The organism is Streptomyces sp. NPDC020875 (assembly GCF_040641415.1).
In the GTDB taxonomy this organism is placed as follows: Bacteria; Actinomycetota; Actinomycetes; order Streptomycetales; family Streptomycetaceae; genus Streptomyces.
This window is the reverse complement of record NZ_JBFADP010000062.1, coordinates 22894-47951: the sequence shown is the minus strand read 5'-3', so window position 1 is coordinate 47951 and position 25058 is coordinate 22894. Positions and strand designations below refer to the sequence as shown.

The following is a 25058-nucleotide window of genomic DNA, read 5'->3' as shown; positions in this document are numbered from 1 at the left end:
GAACGTTCCACGTGAAACACCGCCCGAAGGCGGCCCGGCGGCGGCCCGGCAGCGGCGCCCCGGGCCGGGCTCAGTCGTCGAGTACGGCCAGGTCGAGGGCGCGGAGCCGGTCGCCGCCCAGGGCGTCGATCTCGACGATCCGCCCCTCGTGGACCGTGAAGGCCAGGACCGAGTACGGCGAGCCGTCGGCCCCCAGGGAGACGAAGCCCGCCATGCCGTTGACGAGCGCCGGACGGACCGAGGCGGCGAGCCGCGAGTAGGTGATCGCGTTCCGGGCCACCTGCTCCACACCCCGGAAGACCTGGACCGGCCCCGGCCCGCCGGTGTCGGAGCGGACCACCACCTCCGGGTCGAGTACCGCGATCAGCCCCTCGAAGTCCCCGTCGCGGGCGGCCGCGCGGAACGCGTCCACGACCTTCCGCTGCCGGGTGATGTCGGCGTCCGGGGCCGGGGTCCCCTGGACCCGGCGCCGGGCCCGGCTGGCGAGCTGCCGGGTCGCGGCGGGGGTACGGTCCACGATCGGCGCGATCTCCTCGAACGGCACCGCGAACAGATCGTGCAGTACGAAGGCCAGCCGCTCGGCCGGTGACAGGGTCTCCAGGACGATCAGCATCGCCAGCCCCACCGAGTCCGCCAGCACCGCCTGGTACTCCGGGTTCTCACCCTCCGGCTTGGCGATCACCGGCTCCGGCAGCCGGACGTCCAGCGGATCCTCCCGCCGCTGGGTCCGGGAGCGGAGCATGTTCAGACAGACCCGGCTGACGATCGTGGTCAGCCAGCCGCCCGGATTCTCCACGCCGTCCGTACCGGCCCGGCTGACCCGCAGCCAGGACTCCTGCACGGCGTCGTCGGCCTCGGCGGCCGAACCCAGCATGCGATAGGCGACCGCGTGCAGCCGTCCCCGGTGCTCCTCGAAGAACGCGGCCAGCAGCTCGTCGCCGGGCTCGACCCGGTCCTGGCCGCCGGGGTGTCCGCCGGGCCGCGCGTCGGGCGTGTGGTCGTTCATGGGTGGCTTTCCTCCGTCATCGGTCTCACCGGGATGACCCGCCGGGACCCTCCGATGTGACAGGACCGGGGAAATCCGGCGGGCCGGATTCTCCCGGGCCGGTACTGGGCCGTCGGAGGAGGCCGGAGGAGTACGGCGGACCCGGGCCGAGACCGTCCGGCCCCCGATCGCGGAAACCGGCCGGAACGGGCGCACCGTACGACGCCCCTCCCGTCCCCGCCACCCGGAATGGGCCGACCGGGTGGTGTTCATCGGAAGAACCTCTTAGCAACGGCGTCGGTCCTTCGCAACTCGAGATCCATACAGATCATGAGAAAGGTATGTAGATCGCCCAACTCGAATGTGAGGGGTCATGGCAGTCCAGCAGGTCAGAAATGTGTGGGCCGCGCTCGTCGCGGCGCTCGTGGCGCTGATGGCGTCACTGGGGTTCTCCACCGCTTCGGCGGGGACGGCACGAGCCGCCGGGGGAGTCTCCGGCGAGGCGGTTCCGCCCGCCCGGGGCGCGGAGTCGCCCGCCGCGACCGGTGCCACGGCGGCCGGTCAGGGCTCACCGCCCGGCGGATCCCCGGCGCGGACGGCGGAGATGCCGCGCCAGTCGGACGGCGGCCGTCAGGACGGCGGCCGGACGACGGAGCGGGCCCAGGACCGCGAACGGTGGCGGGACCGGGTGCCGGACCGGCTCCGGGGCCTGATCAGGGACCATGAGCGCGGCCGGTCCGTACGGTCGCTGATGTCGGCACTGATCCCGGCCCAGCAGACCCGGCTGCACACCGGGCCGCGCGAGAGGTCGCTACCGCCGACGATCAAGCAGCGCATCGGTGCCGAGGCCCATGGCTCGTCGCCGTCGGTCCGCAGGATCCCGCTGTACGACACCGACTCCCCGGCCGCTCCGGCCACCGCGTCCGCCGAGTCCGAGCAGTCCGGCCAGGAGGCCGCCGCGGACGCGGACCGGGCGGAGCGTAGGGAACGGAGCGCTTCCGGCGTTGCCACGGGCGGCACAGGCACACCGGCGGAAGGCACCGGAACCGACACCGGCACCGACACCGGTGGCGCGTCGGCGGACCGTACCGCCGTTCCGGCCGCCCGCTCCTCGTACACCACGGCGGCATGAGACGCCGGACGTCGTGTCCGTGCCGTTCCGGCAGCCGTACGAGACGAACCGGCGACGCCGTGCCGGGCCTCCGCCCGGACCGTTGCGACCGGCCCGTACGAACGACCGGACGACCGTGCCGACCAGCGGTACGGCGACGGACCCGACCACCGACCGGACCACCGGCACTACAGCGCCGGCGACGACCGGTCCCGCCGGGCGGAACACCGGAACACGGGGCCCCATCGGAGTCCGGGGCACACCCGGTCCGCCCGGGGACCGCTGAACCGGACCACGGAACCGGACGGGACCACCAACCGGATCGCCCACCGGGCCAGCGCCCGAACCGGCGGCCGACGGCGACCGCCGTACGACCCGTACCGCCTCCGGGAAGACGACCACGGCACCGGCGACCCGCCGGGCGCTCACCACGGGACCACCCCGCCGCACGGCATCACCTCACCGAGCGGCGGCACACCGCTCAGGCACGCCCGTCGCGGTTCTCCTCACCGGCCTCACCGGTCTCACCGGCCGCGTCGGCGGCGTCGGCGTCGTGCTGCTTCGCCCGTACCTCGGGATCCAGCGCCTCCGGACTGCCGTCGACGGACGACAGCGGATCGCGGCCCGGATCGGGGATCTCGGTCGCCTCCGGCGGCTCCACCAGCCAGTCGGGATTGGCCTGCCGGTCCCACCACTTCCACGCCACGAACGCCACCACCGCCGTCCCGCCGACGATCGCGAGGCCCCTGACGAACCGGCCGGCCCTGGCCCGCCGTTCGTGCTTCCTGACCAGACGCTGAATCTCGCCCGCCGTCACCCCGCCGCGCAGCGCGGCCAGTGCGGCGTTCGACCTGACCACGGCCTCCTCGCCGATGGGCTGGGCCGCGGCCACCGCGTGTTCGATCCGCGGTTTGCCGTAATCCGCCGCCTGACGAGCCGCCTTCCGGGCCCGGTACGCCGCCCGGTGCGCAGCCGCGTCCACCTTCGGCGGCACATGCGGCGCGACATGCGCGCCGTATTGAAGGCGTGCCTGAGCGGCGGTCGCCCGCGCCGCCCCGGAGACCCGGGGCGCGATCCGTACGCGGGCCTCCTGCGCGTAATGAGCGGCGTGGTCCCGGGCCGAGTCCGCGTAGGGCGCCACCACCTCCGCCGCGTGCAGCACGCTCTCCTTCGCCGTGTCGGTCGCGGCGCGCACGCTCTCCAAGCGGGTCACGGGAACCTCCTCATCGGTGGCGTTCCGGAACGCACCGGGCAAAGCCCGTACACATCCCGGTTCAGTACATAACGTCGTATCGCCTATCCGTCCGTGGAAAAATCATGCCTTCGGGGCGGGACCTCGGCATGCGGTGCGCGCATCCGGGTCACCGGGCCCGTACCCCGGTGGGGGTGTTCCATGGCATTTCCGGGCGGTTTTCGGTGCCCGCCGCCCATCCGTGCGAGGATCGGGCCGACCGATATGACCGTCAGCACCCACCGGAAGGCAGGATCGTGGCTGAGCAGCTTTACGCCACCCTGAAGACCAACCACGGCGACATCGAGATCCGGCTGCTGCCGAACCACGCGCCCAAGACCGTGAAGAACTTCGTCGAGCTGGCCCAGGGCGAGCGCGAGTGGGTCAACCCCGAGACCGGGCAGAAGACCACGGACCGCCTCTACGACGGGACGATCTTCCACCGGGTGATCGAGGGCTTCATGATCCAGGGCGGCGACCCGCTGGGCAACGGCACCGGCGGCCCCGGTTACAAGTTCGCCGACGAGTTCCACCCCGAGCTGGCCTTCACCAAGCCGTACCTGCTGGCCATGGCCAACGCGGGCCCCGGCACCAACGGCTCGCAGTTCTTCATCACCGTCGGCCCGACCACCTGGCTGACCGGCAAGCACACGATCTTCGGCGAGGTCAGCACCGAGGCCGGCCAGAAGGTCGTGGACGCGATCGCGACCGCCGACACCAACCCGCGCACCGACCGCCCGGTCAAGGACGTGGTCATCGAGTCCGTGGTGATCGAGACTCGCTAGGGCTGAGCCCCGCCCGGCCGACCGGCCCCGGGCCGTACCCGGGCCGTGATTCCGGGAACAAATCCGCCCCGTCCATCCGTCTGATGGACGGGGCGGTGTGTTGCCGGACGCCCGACCGGGGTATCCGCTCGGCGACGCATCCCGGGCGGCTGCCGGGACACCGGCCGCGACCCGGCCGGACGGTGAAGGACGTGGGAGTTCATGGACCAGGCGCCAGGCCAACCGCAGGAGTCGCGCGGCGCGCACCGTCCGCCCGGGTGTTACCGCCATCCGGACCGCGAGACGGGCATCACCTGTACCCGCTGTGAGCGGCCGATCTGCCCGGAGTGCATGATCAGTGCCTCCGTGGGCTTCCAGTGCCCCGAATGCGTGAGAACCGGTTCCGGTACGGGGCACGGCGCGGCGGCCAACCAGCCGCGGACCATCGCGGGCGGCGCGATCGCGGCGGACTCCTTCCTGGTCACCAAGATCCTGATCGGGATCAATCTGGCGGTCTTCGTCGCCGTGCTGGCGCTCGGTGACGAATTCGTCGACGAGACGAGCCTGATCGGGCTGGCGTACAGCCCGCTGCTCGGGGAGGTCGTCGGGCTCGCGGACGGCCAGTGGTACCGCCTGCTGACCTCGATCTTCCTCCATCAGGACCTCTCCCATATCGCCTTCAACCTGCTGGCCCTGTGGTTTCTGGGCCGGATGGTCGAACCGGCGCTGGGCCGGAGCCGCTTTCTCGCGCTCTATCTGCTCTCCGGGCTCGGCGGCGATGTCTTCGTCTATCTGCTGAGCGAGCCCAACCAGGCCACGATCGGCGCCTCCGGCGCGATCTTCGGACTGGTCGGCGCCTTCGCCGTACTGCTGCGGCGGATGAACCTCGATCTGCGGCCGGTCGGTCTGATCATCGCGATCAGTGTGCTGCTGACGGTGGTCCGGCCCGGTGAGATCTCCTGGCAGGCCCATCTGGGCGGACTGCTGACGGGTGGCATCCTCGCCCTCGCCATGGTCTACGCGCCCCGGGCGCACCGGAATCTGGTGCAGTTCGGGGCGATGGCGCTGGTGGTGCTGGCGATCGTGGTGGCCCTGGCCGCCAGAACCGCTTATCTGACCTGACCCGGAGGGCCGACCCGGGGGCGCGGACGGCGACCCCGGGCAGACGGCGGTCCGGCATCCGGACGGCGGACCGGCATGCGGACGGAGACGGACAGTGAAGGGCCCCGGGCGTCAACCCGGGGCCTCTTTCGTCCGGCCCGAAAATCTGTCCGACGTGGCCGCGCTGAGCAGGGTGTTTCCCCGGTCCGCTCCCCGGTTGTCCACAGCACGTGCCGGATCTTGTGCATGGTGTGGTAAAAGCCCGTACCCCTTGTTCCGGCGGGGCTCTGCCCAGCGGGGACAAGGGGTACGGGGAACCACCGGGATGGCGGACGGCGTCTCACGCAGTCACACCGGCGTCAACATCCCGAAGGTTATCCACAGATCGTCTGACCTTTTCCCCACTGTGGACAACTCTGTGGACAAAGGTGGGGACAACCCTGGGGAGGGTGCGCCGACGGCTACTCCGGGAAGCTCCGGAGACGCCCTCCGGCGGTCATTTCCACTGGGTGGAGACCGCGAAGCCACCGGCGATGAAGCCGAAGCCCACCACGATGTTCCAGTTCTTCAGGCTCTCGACCGGCAGACTGCCGTCGGTCACGTAGAACAGGACGATCCAGACGAGACCGATCAGGAACAACGCGAGCATCACCGGCGCGACCCAGCTGCGATTGGTCAGCTTGATGGTCGTCGCCTGCTTACCCGCCGGTGGCGTGTAGTCGGCCTTCTTGCGGATACGTGACTTCGGCACGAGGGACTCTCCTGTCGATGCGCTGCGTTACCGCGCAGATAACGGTGGCTGGCGCCGGATCCGGGAGGAGCGACGGGTACCACTGCCTCCCCCGGGCGTCCGTTAGCGTAGTGCTTCCAAGGCGCCTGGTGAGATAAGGGTACGCTGGGCAATTCTGCCGGTGGGCAGGGGCGCGGGGACAGGGGGCTGACCGGAATGTGGACGAACGGCACGACGGCCGCGATCTACGGCCCGTCCCGCGGTATCACGTGATGCGCGGCGGCCGCACGCTCGTCCTCCGGACGCTGACCGGCGCCGTCTTCGCCCTCGCCGGGCTGATCTTCGTCACCAGCTTCAACACCGCCCGGGGCACCAACCTGCGGACCGACGACTCCCTGCTGAAGCTCTCCGACCTGATCCAGGAGCGGAGCGACCGCAACGGGGAGCTGGACGATTCCACCGCGAAGCTCCGCGGCCGGGTCGAGGCGCTCGCCCGCGCCGACGACGGATACACCCGTGAGGAGGACGCCAGGCTCGGCGCGCTGAAGCGGGCGTCCGGCACCGAGAAGGTGACCGGCCGGGGGCTGACCGTCACCCTCGACGACGCGCCGCCCGACGCCAGGGCCGCCCCCGGTTATCCCGAGCCCGGCGCCAATGACCTGGTGATCCACCAGCAGGACCTCCAGGCCGTGGTCAACGCCCTGTGGGCGGGTGGCGCCCGGGGTATTCAGGTGATGGACCAGCGGCTGATCTCCACCAGCGCCGTGCGGTGCGTCGGCAACACCCTGATCCTCCAGGGGCGGGTCTACTCGCCCCCGTACAAGATCACCGCCGTCGGGGACCAGGACCGGCTCCGGAAGGCGCTGGACCGCTCCCCGGCGCTGCGGAACTACCAGCTGTACGTCGAGGCGTACGGGCTCGGCTGGCAGGTCGACGAGCGCGACACCGTGAATCTGCCGGGGTACGCGGGGGCTGTGGATCTCCATTACGCGAAGCCCGTCCGCCGGGACGGGTCCTAGGCACCGGGACCCGGCACCCGGACCCGGCATCCGGATCCGGCCGGGCGGTTCACCCGGCGGATCATCACGAAGCCCCGCCGTTCGGTCCCGACCGGTACCGGAGTGATCGATCCCGGTCCGAAGGGGCCGCCTTTCGAAGAACCCGGGCGCCGCCCGGACCCGACCACGTGTGATCCGGGGTGGGGCGGCGCCACCCGCCGGCCGCCCCGGTCCGGCCCGGCGCCGGCCGGGCTGTGACGCACGGCAAACCGGAAGCTTCGCGCAGCCGACCCGCGGCCCCGTGCCGCCCCGTAACCTGGTGCGGTACCGAAACGAAAGGGACGGCATGTACGGCTGGATCTGGCGGCATCTGCCGGGGAACGTGTGGGTGCGTGCCCTTCTCTCGCTCGTCCTGGCCCTCGGCGTCGTCTTCCTGCTGTTCCAGTACGTCTTCCCATGGGCGGAGCCGCTGCTTCCGTTCAATGACGTGACCGTGGACGGAACCGGAAGCGGAACCGGGACCGGAACGGGATCCGCACCCGAGGGGATCGCCCGATGAACGCATCGCACCACCGGCCCGCCCGTGTCCTGGTCGTCGACAACTACGACAGCTTCGTCTTCAACCTGGTCCAGTACTTGTACCAGCTCGGCGCGGAGTGCGAGGTCGTACGGAACGACGAGGTCGCACTCTCGCACGCCCAGGACGGCTTCGACGGCGTACTGCTGTCGCCCGGTCCCGGCACCCCCGAGCAGGCCGGGATCTGTGTCGACATGGTCCGCCACTGCGCCGCGACCGGTGTCCCCGTCTTCGGCGTCTGCCTGGGGATGCAGTCGATGGCCGTGGCGTACGGCGGGGTCGTCGACCGGGCGCCCGAACTGCTGCACGGCAAGACGTCCCCCGTCAGCCACGAGGGCAAGGGCGTCTTCGCCGGGCTGCCGTCGCCGTTCACCGCCACCCGCTACCACTCGCTGGCCGCCGAGCCCGCCACGGTCCCCGCGGAGCTGGAGGTCACCGCCTGGACGGCGGACGGCATCATCATGGGCCTGCGCCACCGGGAACTGCCGGTGGAGGGCGTGCAGTTCCACCCCGAGTCCGTCCTCACCGAGCACGGCCATCTGATGCTCGCCAACTGGCTGGAGCGGTGCGGCGACGCCGGGGCGGTCGCCCGGTCGGCCGGGCTGGCGCCGGTGGTGGGCAAGGCCCTGGTGTGACCGGGCGGGAGCCGGGCCGGGACGACGGTCTCTCGCCGTGGTTCTCGGCGGGCGCCCCACCGCGCCCCGAACAGCCGGACACCGCCGTCATGCCGGTCGTCCGGGACGACCCCGGCGACGGCGGGGCCGCCCCCGGTCCCATGGGGGTACGCCGCCCGGAGGCGCCCGGTCCGGCGACGGCGTCCGCCCCCCGGGTGTCCGGCCCCCCGGCGCCCGGCCCTCCTTTGTCCGGCCCTCCTTTGTCCGGTGCCCTGTTGTCCGGTCCCGAGCCGTCCGCGCCGCCCGTTCCCGCCGGACCCGGCCGGGCCGAGCGCCGCAGGGCCGCGGCCGCCGCCGCCAAGAAGGGCCGGGGCCGGGGCCGTAAGCCCTCGAAGGGCACGGCGGGCACCCCGCCCGGAACGGGAACCGGAACCGAGGGCGGGGCCGGGGACCGGCCGATGACCCGGGTCGAGGCCCGTCGCGCGGCCCGGGCCGCCAAGGACAGCCCGGCCGTGATCGCCAGCCGCGCCATGGGTGAACTCTTCATCACCTGCGGTGTGGTGATGCTCCTCTTCGTCACCTACCAGCTCTGGTGGACCAATGTCCGGGCCGGGATAGAGGCGGGCAAGGAACGCGACCGGATCGAGCAGAGCTTCAAGGACGAGAAGCGCAAACCCGGCGCCTTCCGGCCCGGTGAGGGCTTCGCCATCATGTACATCCCCAAGCTGGACGTCGTGGTCCCGGTCGCCGAGGGCATCGACAAGAAGAAGGTCCTCGACCGGGGGATGGCGGGCCACTACGCCGAGGGCTCCCTGAAGACGGCGATGCCCTCCGACCGGCAGGGCAACTTCGGGGTCGCGGGCCACCGCAACACCCATGGCGAACCGTTCCGCTACATCAACCGGCTGAAGCCGGGCGATCCGATCGTGGTCGAGACCCGGGACGCGTACTACACCTACGAGATGGCGAGCATCCTCCCCGAGACCTCGCCCTCCAATGTGGCGGTCCTCGATCCCGTACCGCGCGGCTCGGGGTTCACCGGGCCGGGCCGGTACATCACCCTCACCACCTGCACACCCGAGTTCACCAGTACCTATCGCATGATCGTATGGGGCACGATGGTCGAGGAACGGCCTCGCAGCAAGGGCAAACCGGACGCACTCGTAGGGTAGGGCCGGACCGGAACCGGGCGGCCCCCCCGCCCCGGACCGGGGGGAACCATCCACGGCCCCCGAGGAACCAGACGGGAACAGGTGCAGCAGTGTCACGTGCGCGCAGCCGGATCGCCGGTGTCATCAGTGTCCTCGGTGAACTGCTGATCACCGCGGGCGTGGTGCTGGCCCTCTTCGTCGTCTACTCCCTCTGGTGGACCAATGTCCTCGCCGACCGGGCGGCGGCCAGGATGAGCGACGACGTACGCGACGGCTGGAAGGCCAACAACGCGCCGCAGGGCCTCGACACCCGGGACGGCATCGGCTTCCTCCACGTACCCGCGATGAAGAACGGCGAGGTGCTGGTCAAGCGGGGGACCGACCCCAAGAAGCTCAACGACGGCATCGCGGGGTACTACACCGAGCCCATTGCGTCGGCGCTGCCGTGGCAGCCCCGGGGCAACTTCACCCTCGCCGCGCACCGCGACGGCCACGGGGCCAAGTTCCACAACATCCACAAGATCAAGGAGGGCGATCCGGTCGTCTTCGAGACCAAGGACGTCTGGTACGTCTACAAGGTCTACAAGACGCTGCCGAAGACCTCCAAGTACAACGTGGACGTACTGGACCCGGTCCCGAAGGAGTCCGGGAAGACCAAGCCGGGCCGGTACATCACCCTCACCACCTGCACCCCCGTCTTCACCTCCGACTACCGCTACATCGTCTGGGGCGAGCTGGTGCGCGAGGAGAGGGTCGACCGGGAGCGCACCAAGCCCGCCGAACTGCGCTGACCCGCCCGCACCGGGACCGCCGCACGAAACCGGACCGGACCCGGACCGAGCCAGGACCAGGACCGGAGATCGGGGCCGGGACCCCGGCGAACGACCGGAGACACGACGGTACGGGGAAGGCCCCGGCACCCCCGAAGGGCGCCGGGGCCTTCCCCGTACCAGCGTCGCGTTCCGCCGACCCGCGCGGTCAGTCGCCGCCGTTCAGCCAGTCCCCTATGTCACCGCTGCCGTTCCCGTTGCCGCCCGGATTGCCGCCGAACGCCTGGGTCTCGACATTGACCGCGTCGCCCTGGTTCATCGGCGTGCCGGGCGCCGGGTTCTGCACCATGATCCGGGCATTCTCCCCCTTCGGGCCCTTGATCTCGCCGAGCTGCAACCCCAGCTGCTCCAGAGTCGCCTTGGCCTGCGCCAGCGTCTGGCTCACCACCATCGGGGCCTGCGTCTGCTGCTGCGGACCCTTGGAGACCTTCAGCTTGACGGTCGAACCCTCACCGGCCTTGGTGCCACCGCGCGGGGTCTGCTCGATGATCTCGTTCGCGGGCTTCTCCGAGTCGACCATCTCGACCGAGACGTCGAAACCGGCGTTCTTCAGCTGGTTCTCGCCCTGGCTGAGCTGACGGCTCTCCACCGGCGGTACGAAGGCCATGGCCTCGGTCGCCACGGTGATCGTGACGGTCGAGTCCTTGGCGGCCATCGAGTTGCCCTTCGGCTCCTGCTCGATCACCTTGCCGGCCTCGACGTCACTGGACTCGGAGGTCTTCACATCGACCTTGAAGCCCTTCCGCTCCAGCGCCTCGACGGCGTTCTCCCGGGACTTCTCGGTGACATCGGGCACCTCGACCTTGGCCGCGCCCTCGGAGACCACGACCTGGATCGTGTCACCCTGGTCCATCTTGCCGGTCTCGGGCGACTGCTTGCAGATCGAGCCCGCGGGCTGGTCGCACGGCTCGGTACCGGTCTGGGAGAGCTTCACCTCGGCGTTGTCCGCGAGCCGCTGCGCCTCCTTCATCGGCTGACCGACCAGGACGGGCACATCGACCTGTGCCGTCTTCTCCTTGCCGTCGAAGATGGTCTGCCCGATCAGGATCGCCCCGACCAGGACCAGAACGGCCGCGACCGCCAGCAGGATCGTCGACGTATGCGACTTCTTCTGCTGACGTCGCCGGTCCGGCCGGTCGTCGTAGCCCGAGTAGCCGCCGTCGTCCGGGTTCATCGGCGGCAGCATCGACGTCTGGGCGGCGGCCGGATCGGACTGCCGCAGCGCCGTGGTCGGCTGGTCCTGCGGACCGTAACCGCCGGCGCCGTACCCGACCGCGCCGAGCGCCGCCGTGGCCGCCACCGGCTGGCCGTCGAGGCATGCCTCGATATCGGCCCGCATCTCGTCTGCGGACTGGTAGCGGTAGTCGGGGTCCTTGACCAGGGCCCGCAGGACGATGGCGTCCATCTCGGGCGTGATCTCGGGGTCGAAGACCGACGGGGGCTGCGGCTCCTCCCGGACGTGCTGGTACGCCACGGCCACCGGCGAGTCGCCGATGAACGGGGGCCGCACGGCCAGCAGTTCGTACAGCAGACAGCCGGTGGAGTAGAGGTCGGACCGGGCGTCGACCTGCTCGCCCTTGGCCTGCTCCGGCGAGAGGTACTGCGCGGTGCCGATGACGGCCGCGGTCTGGGTCATCGTCATCCCCGCGTCGCCCATGGCGCGCGCGATGCCGAAGTCCATCACCTTGACCTGGCCGTCGCGGTTCAGCATCACGTTCGCGGGCTTGATATCGCGGTGGACGATGCCGTTCCGGTGCGAGTACTCCAGCGCCTGGAGAATGCCGGTGGTCATCTCCAGGGTGCGCTCGGGCAGCAGTCTGCGCCCGGAGTGCAGCAGCTCGCGGAGGGTGGAGCCGTCGACGTACTCCATCACGATGTACGGGATGGAGACCCCGTCGACATAGTCCTCGCCGGTGTCGTACACGGCGACGATCGCCGGATGGTTGAGCGACGCGGCGGATTGGGCCTCGCGGCGGAACCGGGCCTGGAAAGACGGATCACGGGCGAGATCGGCCCGCAGCGTCTTCACGGCGACGGTGCGGCCGAGCCGGGTGTCGTGGGCGAGATAGACCTCCGCCATGCCACCGCGGCCGAGCACCGAGCCCAGTTCGTACCGGCCGCCGAGGCGACGCGGCTCCTCCATACTGTTCCAGCCCTCTCCGTCAGTCCCCACTGCACTCGTCTCCGCCACCGCACCCACGTCGTCCGATCCGGCGGGTGAGCCGCTCGATATACGCTACCGGGCCCATACCACCCGATCGGCCCGTGACCTTCACCTGATACCCGACCGGTATCGCAATGTGCAGGTATCGGGGCCGGACGTGAGATGCGTCACCGGGACGGCGCCCGCCGGGATCCGTGATCGTGGCCGGGGCCCGGCCACGCGGATGAGACGGTCCGGACCGGGCACGCGGTTCCCGGTCCGCGGGGCGCGTCCCGGGCCCGCCGCACTCCGGGCCCGTCGTACCGTCCCGCGGGCCCGCCGCACTCGGGCCCGGGACGGGGTACGTCACCGCTTGCTGTCCAGTACCGCCTTCATCACGTCCTTGGCGATCGGCGCCGCGAGACCGCCGCCGGAGATGTCCTCACGGCTGGCGCCGCTGTCCTCGACTACCACGGCGACCGCGACCGGGGAGCCGTCGGCCGTCATCGCGTAGGAGATGAACCAGGCGTACGGGCGCTTGGAGTTCTTCTCACCGTGCTGGGCGGTACCGGTCTTGCCGCCGACCTTCACCCCGCCGCCGAGCGCGGCCTTCTTGCCGCCGCCGTTCTCCACGACGTTCTCCATCATGTCCCGCACCAGCTGGGCGTTCTCGCCCGAGAGGGGACGGCTCATCTCCTGCGGCTTCGTCTTGGAGATCACATCGAGATTGGGCGCCACCAGCTGGTCCACCATGTACGGCTTCATCAGCTTGCCGTCGTTGGCGATCGCCGCGGCGACCATGGCCATCTGGAGCGGGGTGGTCGCGGTGTCGAACTGGCCGATCGAGGAGAGCGCGTTGCCCGGCCGGTCCATGGTGTCGTTGTACCGCGACATCGCGGCCCGGACCGGGGTGTCCAGCTCCTCGTCGTTGAAGCCGAACTTCTTCGCCGTCTCCACCATCTCGTCCCGGCCCACATCGTCACCGAGCTTGGCGAAGACCGAGTTGCAGGAGATCTGGAGGGCGAACTTCAGGGTGGCGTTCTCGCACCCGTTCGCCATGTTCTTCATCTGCGTCCGGGTGTTCGGCAGGATGTACGGCTCCGGCGTGTCGGTCGGGGCGTTGATGTCCTTGACCTTGCCGTGCTCCAGCGCCGCCGCCGCCGTGACCACCTTGAAGACGGAACCGGGCGGGTAGACCTCCCGCAGCGCCCGGTTCAGCATCGGCTTCTCCTTGTTGTCCTTCGAGGAGAGCGTCCCCCACGCCTTCTCGTCCTTGTTCGAGCCGCCCGCGAAGGCGCCCGGGTCGTACGAGGGGGTGGAGGCCAGCGCCAGGATCTTGCCCGTCTTGGGCTCGATCGCGGCGACCGCGCCCTTCTTGGAGCCGAGACCCTCGAACGCGGCCTTCTGCGCCGCCCCGCTCAGGGTCGTGACGACATTGCCGCCCTTCTTCTTGTCGCCGGTGAACATCGCCATCGTGCGGTCGAAGAAGAGCTGGTCCGAGTTGCCGGTGAGGATGCCGTCCTCCAGCTTCTCCAGCTGGTTGGCGCCGTACACCTGGGAGGCGTAGCCCGTCACCGGCGCCCACATCGGACCGTTGACATAGGTCCGCTTGTACGCGAAGTCGGCGCTGTCCGTCTTCACGGAGCCGGTGATCGGCTTGCCGTCGACGATGATGTTGCCGCGCTCGTTGGCGTACCGCTCGATCAGCACCCGGCGGTTCTTCTCATGGGTGTTCAGGCTGTCCGCCTGGACGTACTGGAGCCAGTTGGTCCGGGCGAGCAGGGCGAGGACGAGCAGTCCGCAGAAGATCGCGATCCGGCGCAGGGGCTTGTTCACGGGCGGACCACCTGGGTCATCTCGGCGTCGGAAGAGGGAGCGGGGGCGGGGGCCGGGCGGCGCGCCGTGTCGCTGATCCGGATCAGGATCGCGATCAGCGCCCAGTTGGCGATCACGGACGAACCACCGGCCGCCACGAACGGCATCGTCATACCGGTCAGCGGGATCAGGCCCATCACGCCGCCCGCGACCACGAACACCTGGATCGCGAAGGCGCCGGAGAGGCCGATCGCCAGCAGCTTGCCGAACGGGTCACGGGCGGCCAGCGCCGTCCGGATGCCGCGCTCCACGATCAGTCCGTAGATCATCAGGAAGGCCATCATCCCGGCCAGCCCGAACTCCTCGCCGACGGTGGCCAGGATGAAGTCGGAGTTGGTGGCGAAGCCGATCAGATCCGAATTGCCCTGGCCGAGGCCGGTACCGAGGGTGCCGCCGGCGCCGAAGGACATGATCGAGTTGGATACCTGCTCACAGGCGGCCGTACTGCACCCGAAGGGGTCGAGCCAGGCGTCGACCCGGGCGCCGACGTGCGGGGAGACCGAGGCCACGCCGACCGCGCCGACCGCGGACATCAGCAGACCGAAGACGATCCAGCTGGTCCGCTCGGTGGCCACATAGAGCATGATCACGAACATCCCGAAGAACAGCAGGGACGTACCGAGGTCGGTCTCGAAGACCAGGATCAGGATCGACATCGCCCAGACCACGAGGATCGGGCCGAGGTCCCGGCCACGCGGCAGATAGAGGCCGAGGAAACGACGGCTGGCCAGCGCCAGCGCGTCCCGTTTCACCATCAGATAGCCGGAGAAGAACACCGCGATGATGATCTTCGCGAACTCGCCGGGCTGGATGTTGATCGGACCGAGGCTGATCCAGATCCGGGCACCGTTACGGGCCGGGAAGAACATCGGCAGCACCAGCAGCACCAGCGCCGCCGCCATCGAGATATAGGTGTACCGCTGAAGGATCCGGTGGTCCTTGAGCAGCAGCAGCACCCCGACGAAGAGGGCGATGCCGATCGCCGAGTAGAGCATCTGCTTGGGGGCGTCCGGGGAGAACGAGCCCCACGCCGCCTCGGCCCGCCGGATCAGCCGCTTGGACTGGTCCAGCCGCCAGATCATCACCAGACCGATGCCGTTGAGCACCACCGCCAGCGGCAGCAGCAGCGGATCGGCGTACTTGGCGAACTTGCGCACCACCAGATGCGCCACGGCCGCCAGCAGGGTGATCCCCGCCGTGTAGCCGAAGACGCCCGCGGGCAGCTTGCCGTCGATGGCGAGGCCCACATTGACGTACGCGAAGACCGCGATGGCCACCGCGATGCCCAGCAGCATCAACTCGGTGTTGCGGCGGCTCGGTGCGTCGATGGCGCCGATCGTGGTGGTGTTGGTGACAACGCTCATGGTCGAGAAGGCCCCCTACGGCTGAGTTACTGCTTACCGCAGTTCGAGGCCAGCTTCTGCTCCTCCTCCGAGAGGGTGGGTCCCGGAGCGGGGGAAGCGGTGGTCGGCGGCTTTTCGGTGGTTTTCTGGTCGCCCTTGGCGTTCTCGGCGGCGGGCGGCGGAGTCGCCGACGCGGCCCGTTCGGCCGCCTTCCTGCGCTCCTCGTTCTTCTTGCAGGCGCCTGCCTGGAGCGACAGCTCCTCGATCTTGGCCCGGGCCCGGTCGAGGCTGTCCTGGGGGAGGGCGCCCTCGACCTGCTTCTGCTGGTACGGCGGTAGGTACTTGAGTTCGATCTCGGGGTGGTCCTTCTTCACCTTCGAGAGCGACACCCAGCCGAGATCCTGGTCGATGCCCTGGTAGAGGGCGACATGGCCGTCCTTCGTGCCGATGTAGTACTGGGTCTGCGTCCAGCGGTGGCCGCCGTAGAGCGCGCCGCCGACGACCGCCAGCGCCAGTACCCCGATCAGGGTCCGGCCGAACCAGACCCGGCCCGCGGAGCGCGGCTTGCCGAGGTCGTCGTCGAACTCGTCGAAGCCGTCGTACGACTCCTGGGAGCCGTCGGGCGTCCGGCCGTCGTAACCCCCGCTGCCGGGCGGGCCGAAGCCGCCCTGCTGCGGCGCCTGCCGGCCCAGACCGGACGCGCGCCCCGCCGGGGTCTGCATCGCGCCGCCGTCGTTCAGCGGGTACTGGTTCTCGGCGACCGCGCCGACGACGACCGGGATGTCGCTGAGCTGCCCCGCCGCCCCGTCATTGGCATCGGTGTCGAAGACATCGGCGACGATGCAGGTGATGTTGTCCGGGCCGCCGCCGCGCAGGGCGAGCTGGATCAGGTTCTGGACGGTCTCCTGCGGGCCCTGGTAGCTGGCGAGGGTGTCCTCCATCGTCTGGTGGGACACCACCCCCGACAGGCCGTCGGAGCAGACCAGATAGCGGTCACCGGCCCGGACCTCGCGGATCGACAGATCGGGTTCGACGTGGTCGCCGCTGCCCAGCGCGCGCATCAGCAAGGAGCGCTGCGGATGGGTGGTGGCCTCCTCCTCGGTGATCCGGCCCTCGTCGACCAGCCGCTGGACCCAGGTGTGGTCCTGGGTGATCTGGGTGAGCACCCCGTCCCGCAGCAGATAGGCCCGGGAGTCGCCGACATGCACCAGACCGAGCCGCTGCCCGGTCCAGAGCAGGGCGGTCAGGGTCGTGCCCATGCCTTCGAGCTGGGGGTCCTCCTCGACCATCAGCCGCAGCTGCTCATTGGCGCGCTGGACCGCGGTACCGAGGGCCGTGATGATGTCGGAGCCCGGGACGTCGTCGTCCAGACCGACCAGCGAAGAGATCACCTCGGACGAGGCGACCTCGCCGGCCGCCTGGCCGCCCATGCCGTCGGCGATCGCGAGCAGCCGCGGCCCGGCGTAGCCGGAGTCCTCGTTCCCCTCGCGGATCATGCCCTTGTGGGACCCGGCGGCGAAGCGCAGAGACAGACTCATACGCACCTGCCCCGGTGAACCTGGATCGGGGTACAGCCGGTCTCTCGCCACACTGCCCACCCTCCGGTCGGGAGCCCGCCCCGGTCCGCCGAGGGGACCGCGGCTCGCTCGCTCCGCTCGCGCGCTGTCATTGGTCGTGTCTACTTCCGCAGCTCGATGACGGTCTTGCCGATACGGATCGGCGCGCCCAGCGGGATCGGGGTCGGCGTGGTGAGCCGGGTCCGGTCGAGATAGGTGCCGTTGGTGGACCCGAGGTCCTCCACGATCCACTGGCCGTCACGGTCCGGATAGATCCTGGCATGTCTGCTGGACGCGTAGTCGTCGTCCAGCACGATCGTCGAGTCGTGCGCCCGGCCCAGGGCGATCGTCTGGCCCTGGAGCGCCACCGTGGTGCCCGTGAGGGTGCCCTCGGTGACGATCAGCTTGGTCGGGGCGCCGCGCCGCTGGCGCCCGCCGGACTGCGGCGGCTGCTGCTGGCGCTGCGGCGGCGGGGCCGCGGCGGCCTGCCGCTGCTGGGCGCGCGGCTCGGAGTTCCGGCGCGATCCCCGCTGGGTGACCCGCGTACCGAACAGGTCACTGCGGATGACCTGAACGGCCACGATGACGAACAGCCACAGAACGGCCAGGAAACCCAACCGCATGACCGTCAGGGTCAGCTCTGACATTGCCCCCGCTTCACCCTTCGGCTTGCCGGTAAACGATGGTGGTGCTGCCCACGACGATCCGCGAGCCGTCGCGGAGCGTAGCGCGGGTGGTGTGCTGCCCGTCCACCACGATGCCGTTGGTGGATCCGAGATCCTGGATCGTCGGGGGCGTTCCGGTCCGGATCTCGCAGTGCCGGCGGGAGACACCGGGGTCGTCGATCCGTACATCGGCCTCGGTGCTGCGACCCAGCACCAGGGTCGGGCGGGAAATCTGGTGGCGGGTGCCGTTGATCTCGATCCAGCGCCGGACCTGGGCCCCGGGCAGGGGGCCGGGGCCGCCGGAGCCGCGATCCGGACCGACGGCCGCGAGGCCGGGGCGCCCGGCGCCGGGCGGCGGGGCCGCCGGCATGGGCGGAGCGCCCGCGGGGCCGCCGCCCGGGCGGGGCGGCTGGCCCGCTCCGCGCTCCGGGGACTGTGACGTACTCGACGCCAGAGTCCGGCTGCGGACCCGGTAGAGCCCGGTGTCGAGGTCGTCGGCCTTCTCCAGGTGGACCTTGATCGGGCCCATGAAGGTGTAGCGCTGCTGCTGGGCGTAGTCCCGGACGAGACCCGCCAGCTCGTCACCGAGCTGGCCCGAGTACGGGCTCAGCCGCTCGAAGTCGGGGGTGCTCAGCTCGACGATGAAGTCATTGGGGACGACCGTCCGGTCGCGGTTCCAGATCGTCGCGTTGTTGTCGCACTCCCGCTGGAGCGCGCCGGCGATCTCGACCGGCTGGACCTCGGACTTGAACACCTTGGCGAAGGTGCCGTTGACCAGACCTTCGAGACGCTGCTCGAAACGCTTCAGAACTCCCATGGGGCACCTCCTCCGGCGCTGCCGTCCTCATACTGCTTACTGATCGTATCCACGCGTCGGGAAATCGGCTGGTTCCCCTTGTCTGCCCCGTCGATGAGTGTCACCTCTCACACGGATCGTAGAGGCGGCTCGCTGCCAGTGTCCCGCACCCGGGGCGGACCCGGCGGGAGCGGGGCGGGACCCCGCCGTCCCGGGCCCGGCCCCGAGCCCGCTCCCGGCCCCCGGGAAGCCTTCCGCTTGGCCCTCCGGACGCCGCTCCCGGTCTCCCACCGTCCTCCCCTCCCGTCCGTTCTCGTCCGTCGCGCGTCCTTTCCCGGGGTTTCCCCCGGTTCCCCCGGGGCGGCGTTCCCGGATTCCGTCCGGCCCTCCCGGATCCCGTCGCCCGGCCCGCCGGACGAGCCCGTACGGCCTTCGGTTCCGGCACCGGCCCGCGCACCCGGCCCGGTGCCGCGCCGGGTGCCGCGCCGGGTGCGCGGGCCCTCCCGTCGCGCCTGCCCACTCCGCCGAAAGGGATGTGAACCCACCCTCGCCAGCGTGCTAATCTTCTGGATGTCGGCAGGCGAAACCACCGGAAGGCGGGAAAGCCCGGCGGCGACACCCAATGCGCGGGTGGCGGAATAGGCAGACGCGCTGGATTCAGGTTCCAGTGCCCGAAAGGGCGTGGGGGTTCAACTCCCCCCTCGCGCACCAGACGAGACGGTCGTCATCGTGAAAACGATGGCGGCCGTTTCGGCGTTCCCGGCTCCGGGAGCGAATGGGGCCGGGCCGTGAGCGGGGCGACCTTCGTCGGTGCCGGGCTGGACGAAAGTGGGCCGTCGGGGGTGGGGCGGGGTGCCTAGGGTGCCGGTGTGGAAATGTCGATGAAGCTCTGGACCGGGCGAATACGTCGTGGCTGGGAGTGGCTGGAGCCCGATCCGCGGCGGCGCCGCGCGCCCGGGACGGAGTTGACGATCGCCCTGGTCACGGGCTGTCTCTCCACCCTGCTCGGGATGCTTTTCGACGAGGGGCGGACAGTCTGGCTGGTGCTGCTCGGGGTCGGGGTCGCCGTACTGACGCTGCTGCGGCGGCGGTATCCCGCGACTGTGTTCCTGGTCACCGCCGCCGTCTCCGGCTGGCTGGCGGGGATGGCGCTCGCCCTGCCCCTGATGGCCTGGTCGGCGGGTCGCCGGATCGAGCAGTCCGGGCGGACCCTGGCCGCCTTCATCGGGGCGTACCTGCTGATCCATGTGATCGGGCTGCTGGACTACGGGCCCGGTCTCACCCTGACGCCCCTGATGGTGGGCCTGGGCGCGCTGCTCTATCTGGCGCTGGTCGTGGTGCCCGGTCTGGGCGGGCGCTATGTGGCACAGCGGCAGACCCTGCTCGACACCCTGCGGGAGCGGAACGCCCAGTTGCAGTGGGAGAGCCGGATGGTGGCGGGGCAGGCGCGGCTGCGGGAGCGGCAGCGGATCGCCCAGGACATGCATGACAGCCTCGGCCATCAGCTGGCGCTGATCGCGGTGCACACCGGGGCGCTGGAGGTGGATTCCGAGCTGACCGAGCGGCAGCGGGACGCCGTGGGGGTGCTGCGGCAGGCGTCGGTCGGGGCGATGCACGAACTGCGGGAGGTCGTCGGCATCCTCCGGGACGGCGAGACCATCGGACTCGAACCGGTGGACGAGTCGGGGCGGGCGGCCCGGGGCACGGCCGGGGTGGCGGACCTGGTGGCGGCGGCCCGGGGCGCGGGCAAGGAAGTGGCGCTGCGGCAGTCCGGGGAGCGCCGGCCGCTGGCGGCGGCGGCCGATCACGCGGCGTACCGGATCGTCCAGGAGGCGCTGACCAATGCCTACAAGCACGCGCCGGGGGCCTCGATCGCGGTGGAGCTGCGCTATGAGCCGGATTCCCTGGTGGTGGAGATCGTCAACGGTCCGGCACTGCCCGGCGGGCCGGTGGGGGAGGTCGTCAGCGGCGGTCAGGGGCTGACGGGGCTGCGGGAGCGGGCCCGGCTGGTCGGCGGGATCGTGCATGCCGGGGCGGTCGGGGGCGGTGGCTTCCGGGTGGCCGGTGTGCTGCCGTACGGGGCCGGTGAGAAGGCGCCTTTCGTCGCACCGGACGAAGACTTTCCGACGCAGCCGGGGTTCGGTCCGCCCGGCCATGGTGTTCCGGCGATGAACTGGAACAGCGTGGCGGGACAGGAGCCGGTGATGAGCGGTGGGTACGGGCCGACGGCGGGCGGGCGGCGCGGCGGGATGCTGGGCGGGATCGGACTGGGGTGCGGGATCTCGGTCCTGGTCGTGATGGCGCTGGTGGCTTTGGTGGTGGTCGGGGGGTTCCTGTTGTTCAACTCCGCCGAGGAGAACCTGGTGAGCAACAAGGAGTACGACTCGATCGCGCTCGGCGCCCCCGAGGACGAGGTGCGGAGCAAGATGCCGTCCTCGGACTCGTTCTGGGCCACCGGTATCAGTGACGCCGAGGGGCACCCGAGGAAGCCCGAGGGGTCGGAGTGCCTGGTCGTGGTCTCGGAGGAGAGCGGCAGCGATCTGGACCGCGAACCGGTGTTCCGGTTCTGTTTCCGGGACGGGAAGCTGATCGAGAAGAAGTCGTACGAGGTGAAGGTCGACTTCTGACCGGCCTCCGGGCCCGGGCCGGGGGCGCCGTCGGTCCGGGGAGCGGGCAGACTGGGGCGCGGCCGGTAGGGACCGGTCATGACATGGGTGAGGGTGAGGACGCGATGGCGGGGGAACGGATCCGGGTGGTCGTCGCCGATGACGAACCGCTGATCAGGGCAGGGATCCGGATGATCCTCACCTCCGACCGGCAGATCGATGTGGTGGCCGAGGCCGCCAACGGCCGGGAGGCGGTGGAGGCGGCCCGGTCGCACGGCGCCGATGTGGTGCTGCTGGACATCCAGATGCCGGTGATGGACGGGCTGACGGCCATGGGGGAGCTTCGGCGGGTCGTCCCGGCGACCAGGGTGATCATTCTGACCACCTTCGGGGAGCGGGAGAACGTGCTGCGGGCCCTGGAGTCCGGTGGGGCCGGTTTTCTGCTGAAGGACACCGCGCCCGCCGAGCTGATCGGTGCCGTACGTGCGGCGGTCGCCGGGGACGCCTATCTCTCGCCCGGTGCCACCCGGCATGTGATCGACCAGCTCGCGACGGGCCGGTCCGTGGGCCGGGGCGAGCAGGCCCGCGCCAGGATCGCCCAGCTCAGCGGGCGGGAGCAGGATGTGCTGGCGCTGCTGGGCGAGGGGCTCTCCAATGCCGACGCGGGGCGGCGGCTGCATATGAGCGAGGCCACCGTGAAGACGTATGTGAGCCGGATCCTGGCCAAGCTGGAGTGTGAGAACCGGGTCCAGGCGGCGCTGATGGCCCGGGACGCGGGGCTCGGCCCCCAGGAGTAGGCCGGTTCCTCCGGAGGTCCGGTACGGGCCGTCGGCGGTGCGGCTCGCGGTGTTTCACGTGAAACGGTCTCCGGGGTGCCGCACGACCGCCGGGCCGGGTGTGGGTATGGGTGTTCGACGCCGGGCGGTACGGTCGGGACAGCCGGGCCCGAGAACGGTCACCCGGCCGGATTCTGGTACCGAGTGGGGGAGGCGGCGCGCGATGGGCTGGACCGAGTCGGAGACGGCGGCGGGGGGAGCCACCGGCGGCGGGGCGCGGATTCCGGTGGTCCGGGGGTTCGCCCCGGGCGGCGGTACCTCCGGTGCGGCGGTGGTCGTCCCGGGTGGTGGGATCCCCGCGGGGGCGGCCGTCTCGCCCAAGCAGGCGGGGAAGGCGCTGCGCGAGCGGATACCGCGTTCGGCACATGCCGTGCTGGAGCTGCCCGCGGGGCGGCCCGACGCGGTGGCGGCCGTGCTGGAGTCCAGCCGGGGCCGGGTGCCGGAGCTGACCCCGATCCGGGTCGGCCGGATGATGGCCTCGCCCTTCGCCTTTCTGCGCGGCGCGGCCGGGCTGATGGCCCACGACCTGGTCGGTACCCCCGTCACCGGGGTGGGCGCCCAGCTCTGCGGTGACGCCCACGCGGCCAACTTCGGGCTGTACGGGGACGCCAGGGGCGGACTGGTGATGGACCTCAACGACTTCGACGAGACGGTGCCCGGCCCCTGGGAGTGGGATCTCAAGCGGCTGGCCGCCTCGTTGGTGCTGGCGGGCCGGGCCGGGGGCGCGGACGAGACCGTCTGCCGCAGCGCCGCCTTCGACGCGGTGGGCGCGTACCGCCGCACCGTACGGCTGCTGTCGAAACTGCCCGCCCTGGACGCCTGGAACGCGATCGCGGACGAGGAACTGGTCTCCCACACGGACGCCCGCGACCTGGTGGGCACCCTGGAACGGGTGTCGGAGAAGGCCCGGAACAACACCAGCGCCCGGTTCGCGGCCAAGTCGACCCGGGCCGTGCCGGAGGAGGAGGGCGGCGGGCGGCGGTTCGTCGACGCGCCTCCGGTGCTGCGGCGGGTGTCGGACCAGGAGGCCGCGGCGGTCGCCGGGGCGCTGGGCGAGTATCTGACGACGGTGGGGGAGGACCGGCTGCCGCTGCTGGCCCGCTACGCGATCCATGACGTGGCGTTCCGGGTGGTGGGCACGGGCAGTGTCGGCACCCGCTCGTATGTGGTGCTGCTGCTGGACCACCGGGGCGATCCGCTGGTGCTCCAGGTGAAGGAGGCCCGGCCTTCGGCGCTGCTGCCCCATCTGGCCGCGGCCGGGTTCCCGGTCCCCGCGGTGGACCACGAGGGCCGCCGGGTCATCCGGGGCCAGAAGCGGATGCAGGTCGTCAGCGACCAGCTGCTGGGCTGGACGACGGTCGCCGGGCGGCCGTTCCAGGTCCGGCAGTTCCGGAACCGCAAGGGCAGTGTCGATCCGGCGGAACTGTCGGCCGGGCAGCTCGACGACTACGGGCGGATGACGGGCGCGCTGCTGGCCAGGGCGCACACCCACAGCGCCGACCCGAGGCTGCTGGCCGGGTACTGCGGCCGGGGCGAGGAGCTGGACGAGGCCGTGGCCGCTTTCGCGGTGACCTACGCGGACCGCACCGAGGCGGATCACGCGGATCTGGTTGCGGCGGTCGGCGCCGGGCGGATCGCGGCCGAACAGGGCGTATGAGGCCGCTCGCCCGGCGCGGGTGGCGGTGGCCGGGCGGGCGGGTGACCGCGGTGGTCGCCCGCCCGTAGGCTGGGCGGGTGACCCACGAAGCACCCGGCGGGCAGACGGCCCGTGACGACGGCCGGAACCCCGCCCAGGACGACATCGAGGACGGCACCCGATACGACGCCGGAGCCGGAGCGGCGGCGGACGCGAGCGGTGCCGGGGACGGGCCGGGCGGTTTTGGGGGCGCGGACGCCGGGGCGTCGGCCGAGCGTCCCGAGGCCCGGCTGGAGCGGGCCGTCCGCGCGGCCGAGCAGGCGCTGATCGAGTTCGAGATCGCGGTGGAGACGTTCCGGGTGGAGGTGGAGAACTTCTCCCGGCTCCACCACCAGAAGCTCGGCCCGATGTACACCCGCCTCGACGAACTGGACGCGGAGATCGCCGAGGCCGAGGCGGCGCGCACCGGCGACCCCGAGGATCTGCGCAAGGCGCGGGAGGCCAGGGCAGCCGTGCTGCCCATGCCGGGGGTCGACGAGCTGTTCAACGGCTGGATGGACGCCGAGGGGCTGTCGCCCGAGGCGACGGCGATGCTGACCGGGCGGCCGGTCCGGGCCCCGCAGCGGGTCCGGCCGGGCGAGGAGGCCAGGCGGCTCTACCGCGAGCTGGCCCGTAAGGCGCATCCGGATCTGGCCCAGGAGGAGACCGAGCGGGCCCGGCGCGAGGAGTTCCTGACCCGGGTCAACGCCGCCTACGCGCTGGGCGACGCCGAGGCGCTGCGGGAGCTGACCGCCGAGTGGGAGGCCGGTCCCGAGCCGGTCCGGGATCCGCTGGGCGAGGCCGAGGAGCTGTACGCCCGGCTGGAGTGGCTCTCCCGGCGGAAGGAACTGCTGGTGGTGGTCGCCCGGGATCTGGAGGAGAGCGCGATCGGCGCGATGCTGAAGATGGCACCGGACGATCCCGACGGGCTGCTGGACCAGATCGCCGATCAGCTGCTGGCGCAGGTCGCCGAACGGGAGCGGGAGCTGGCCGCGCTCCTCGGTTAGGTTGGCGGGGTGCCGTCCGCCCGTGGACCGGGTGTCCGGCGCGTCGCCCATGACGTATGAGAAGAGGCTTGACCCATGAATTTCGCCCCGCTGCCCTCGGTGACCGTGGCCGAGGTACCGGCCGACGGGCTGATGCTGGACGTCCGTGAGCACGACGAGTGGGCGGCCGGTCATGTGGACGGCGCTCTCCATGTGCCGATGAGTGACTTCGTGGCCCGGTTCGGCGAGGTGACCCAGGCCGTGGAGGACGGCCGGCGCGCCTATGTGATGTGCCGGTCCGGCGGACGGTCCGCGCAGGTCACGGCATACCTCACCCAGCAGGGCATCGACGCGGTCAACATCGACGGCGGAATGTACGCCTGGGAGGCCGCCGGACGCCCGATGACCACGGACGGCGAGGGCCCCGCGATCGTCCTCTGAGGCGTCTTCGACGGCCGGCCCGTCCGCGCGCCGGACGGACGGGC

At 71.1% G+C, this 25058-nt stretch carries 22 protein-coding genes and 1 tRNA gene; 14 read left to right on the top strand and 9 right to left on the bottom strand.

Translation table 11 applies throughout. From position 1 onward, the window contains the following. Positions 1-70 precede the first annotated feature (70 nt). Positions 71-1006: a sigma-70 family RNA polymerase sigma factor gene (locus AB0G74_RS28930; protein ID WP_361151996.1), complete on the bottom strand. Its 936-nt coding sequence runs from the start codon at positions 1004-1006 to the stop codon at positions 71-73. A gap of 352 nt (positions 1007-1358) precedes the next feature. On the opposite strand from AB0G74_RS28930, the gene AB0G74_RS28925 reads away from it, so the two are divergent. After that, positions 1359-2117, top strand: a complete 759-nt coding sequence (locus tag AB0G74_RS28925) for a DUF6344 domain-containing protein (RefSeq protein WP_361151993.1) — start codon at positions 1359-1361, stop codon at positions 2115-2117. Between the two features lie 460 nt (positions 2118-2577). On the opposite strand, the gene AB0G74_RS28920 is transcribed toward AB0G74_RS28925, so the two are convergent. After that, positions 2578-3309 (bottom strand): DUF5324 family protein, encoded by a 732-nt coding sequence (locus AB0G74_RS28920; protein WP_361151991.1) that lies wholly within the window; start codon positions 3307-3309, stop codon positions 2578-2580. A 275-nt stretch (positions 3310-3584) separates the two neighbouring features. Between AB0G74_RS28920 and AB0G74_RS28915 the strand changes: the two genes are divergently transcribed. After that, on the top strand, positions 3585-4112 hold the full coding sequence (locus AB0G74_RS28915) for a peptidylprolyl isomerase (protein WP_361151988.1): 528 nt from the start codon (positions 3585-3587) through the stop codon (positions 4110-4112). Between the two features lie 201 nt (positions 4113-4313). Beyond that, positions 4314-5213: a rhomboid family intramembrane serine protease gene (locus AB0G74_RS28910; protein WP_361151985.1), complete on the top strand. Its 900-nt coding sequence runs from the start codon at positions 4314-4316 to the stop codon at positions 5211-5213. Positions 5214-5688: 475 nt separating this feature from the next. Here the strand turns inward: AB0G74_RS28910 and crgA are convergent, their stop codons facing one another. Then, positions 5689-5943: a cell division protein CrgA gene (gene crgA / locus AB0G74_RS28905; RefSeq protein ID WP_361151984.1), complete on the bottom strand. Its 255-nt coding sequence runs from the start codon at positions 5941-5943 to the stop codon at positions 5689-5691. A gap of 251 nt (positions 5944-6194) precedes the next feature. Here crgA and AB0G74_RS28900 point away from each other — a divergent pair, with 251 nt between their 5' ends. From AB0G74_RS28900 to AB0G74_RS28880, 5 genes are all read left to right on the top strand, one after another. Further along, positions 6195-6941 carry a DUF881 domain-containing protein gene (locus tag AB0G74_RS28900; RefSeq protein WP_361152011.1) on the top strand — a complete coding sequence of 249 codons (747 nt, stop codon included), beginning with the start codon at positions 6195-6197 and terminating at the stop codon, positions 6939-6941. Between the two features lie 325 nt (positions 6942-7266). Further along, positions 7267-7479: a hypothetical protein gene (locus tag AB0G74_RS28895; protein ID WP_361151981.1), complete on the top strand. Its 213-nt coding sequence runs from the start codon at positions 7267-7269 to the stop codon at positions 7477-7479. After that, a complete protein-coding gene (locus AB0G74_RS28890; protein WP_361151978.1) occupies positions 7476-8132 on the top strand; it encodes an aminodeoxychorismate/anthranilate synthase component II in 657 nt (218 codons plus the stop codon). The genes AB0G74_RS28895 and AB0G74_RS28890 overlap by 4 nt, the downstream gene beginning before the upstream one ends. Next, a complete protein-coding gene (locus tag AB0G74_RS28885; RefSeq protein ID WP_361151976.1) occupies positions 8063-9283 on the top strand; it encodes a class E sortase in 1221 nt (406 codons plus the stop codon). Before AB0G74_RS28890 ends, AB0G74_RS28885 begins: the two co-directional genes overlap by 70 nt. 89 nt (positions 9284-9372) lie before the next feature. Continuing rightward, positions 9373-10053, top strand: a complete 681-nt coding sequence (locus AB0G74_RS28880) for a class E sortase (protein ID WP_361151973.1) — start codon at positions 9373-9375, stop codon at positions 10051-10053. Between the two features lie 187 nt (positions 10054-10240). On the opposite strand, the gene pknB is transcribed toward AB0G74_RS28880, so the two are convergent. The 6 genes from pknB to AB0G74_RS28850 form a co-directional block, all read right to left on the bottom strand. Further along, positions 10241-12235, bottom strand: a complete 1995-nt coding sequence (pknB, locus tag AB0G74_RS28875; protein ID WP_361152009.1) for a Stk1 family PASTA domain-containing Ser/Thr kinase — start codon at positions 12233-12235, stop codon at positions 10241-10243. Between the two features lie 366 nt (positions 12236-12601). Beyond that, entirely contained in the window at positions 12602-14071 is a 1470-nt protein-coding gene (locus tag AB0G74_RS28870; RefSeq protein ID WP_361151971.1) for a penicillin-binding transpeptidase domain-containing protein, read from the bottom strand. Beyond that, positions 14068-15474 carry an FtsW/RodA/SpoVE family cell cycle protein gene (locus AB0G74_RS28865; protein ID WP_361151968.1) on the bottom strand — a complete coding sequence of 469 codons (1407 nt, stop codon included), beginning with the start codon at positions 15472-15474 and terminating at the stop codon, positions 14068-14070. The genes AB0G74_RS28870 and AB0G74_RS28865 overlap by 4 nt, the downstream gene beginning before the upstream one ends. Before the next feature lie 26 nt (positions 15475-15500). Further along, the gene (locus tag AB0G74_RS28860; RefSeq protein ID WP_361151966.1) at positions 15501-16991 is read right to left on the bottom strand and encodes a PP2C family serine/threonine-protein phosphatase; all 1491 of its coding nucleotides are present in this window, start codon (positions 16989-16991) and stop codon (positions 15501-15503) included. A gap of 140 nt (positions 16992-17131) precedes the next feature. Beyond that, entirely contained in the window at positions 17132-17656 is a 525-nt protein-coding gene (locus tag AB0G74_RS28855; RefSeq protein WP_361151963.1) for an FHA domain-containing protein, read from the bottom strand. Between the two features lie 10 nt (positions 17657-17666). Continuing rightward, a complete protein-coding gene (locus tag AB0G74_RS28850; protein ID WP_361151960.1) occupies positions 17667-18491 on the bottom strand; it encodes a DUF3662 and FHA domain-containing protein in 825 nt (274 codons plus the stop codon). A 603-nt stretch (positions 18492-19094) separates the two neighbouring features. Between AB0G74_RS28850 and AB0G74_RS28845 the strand changes: the two genes are divergently transcribed. The 6 genes from AB0G74_RS28845 (at position 19095) to AB0G74_RS28820 (ending at position 25014) form a co-directional block, all read left to right on the top strand. Further along, positions 19095-19181: transfer RNA gene (locus AB0G74_RS28845), tRNA-Leu, on the top strand. 164 nt (positions 19182-19345) lie between these two features. Beyond that, on the top strand, positions 19346-21097 hold the full coding sequence (locus AB0G74_RS28840; RefSeq protein ID WP_361152006.1) for a histidine kinase: 1752 nt from the start codon (positions 19346-19348) through the stop codon (positions 21095-21097). Between the two features lie 104 nt (positions 21098-21201). Continuing rightward, a complete protein-coding gene (locus tag AB0G74_RS28835; protein ID WP_358824489.1) occupies positions 21202-21873 on the top strand; it encodes a response regulator transcription factor in 672 nt (223 codons plus the stop codon). Positions 21874-22075: 202 nt separating this feature from the next. Continuing rightward, positions 22076-23569 (top strand): DUF2252 domain-containing protein, encoded by a 1494-nt coding sequence (locus AB0G74_RS28830; protein ID WP_361151957.1) that lies wholly within the window; start codon positions 22076-22078, stop codon positions 23567-23569. 77 nt (positions 23570-23646) lie between these two features. Further along, complete coding sequence (locus AB0G74_RS28825) at positions 23647-24594, top strand: hypothetical protein (protein WP_361151955.1); 948 nt, start codon at positions 23647-23649, stop codon at positions 24592-24594. Positions 24595-24669: 75 nt separating this feature from the next. After that, on the top strand, positions 24670-25014 hold the full coding sequence (locus tag AB0G74_RS28820) for a rhodanese-like domain-containing protein (RefSeq protein WP_361151952.1): 345 nt from the start codon (positions 24670-24672) through the stop codon (positions 25012-25014). The last annotated feature ends 44 nt before the right edge of the window (positions 25015-25058 follow it).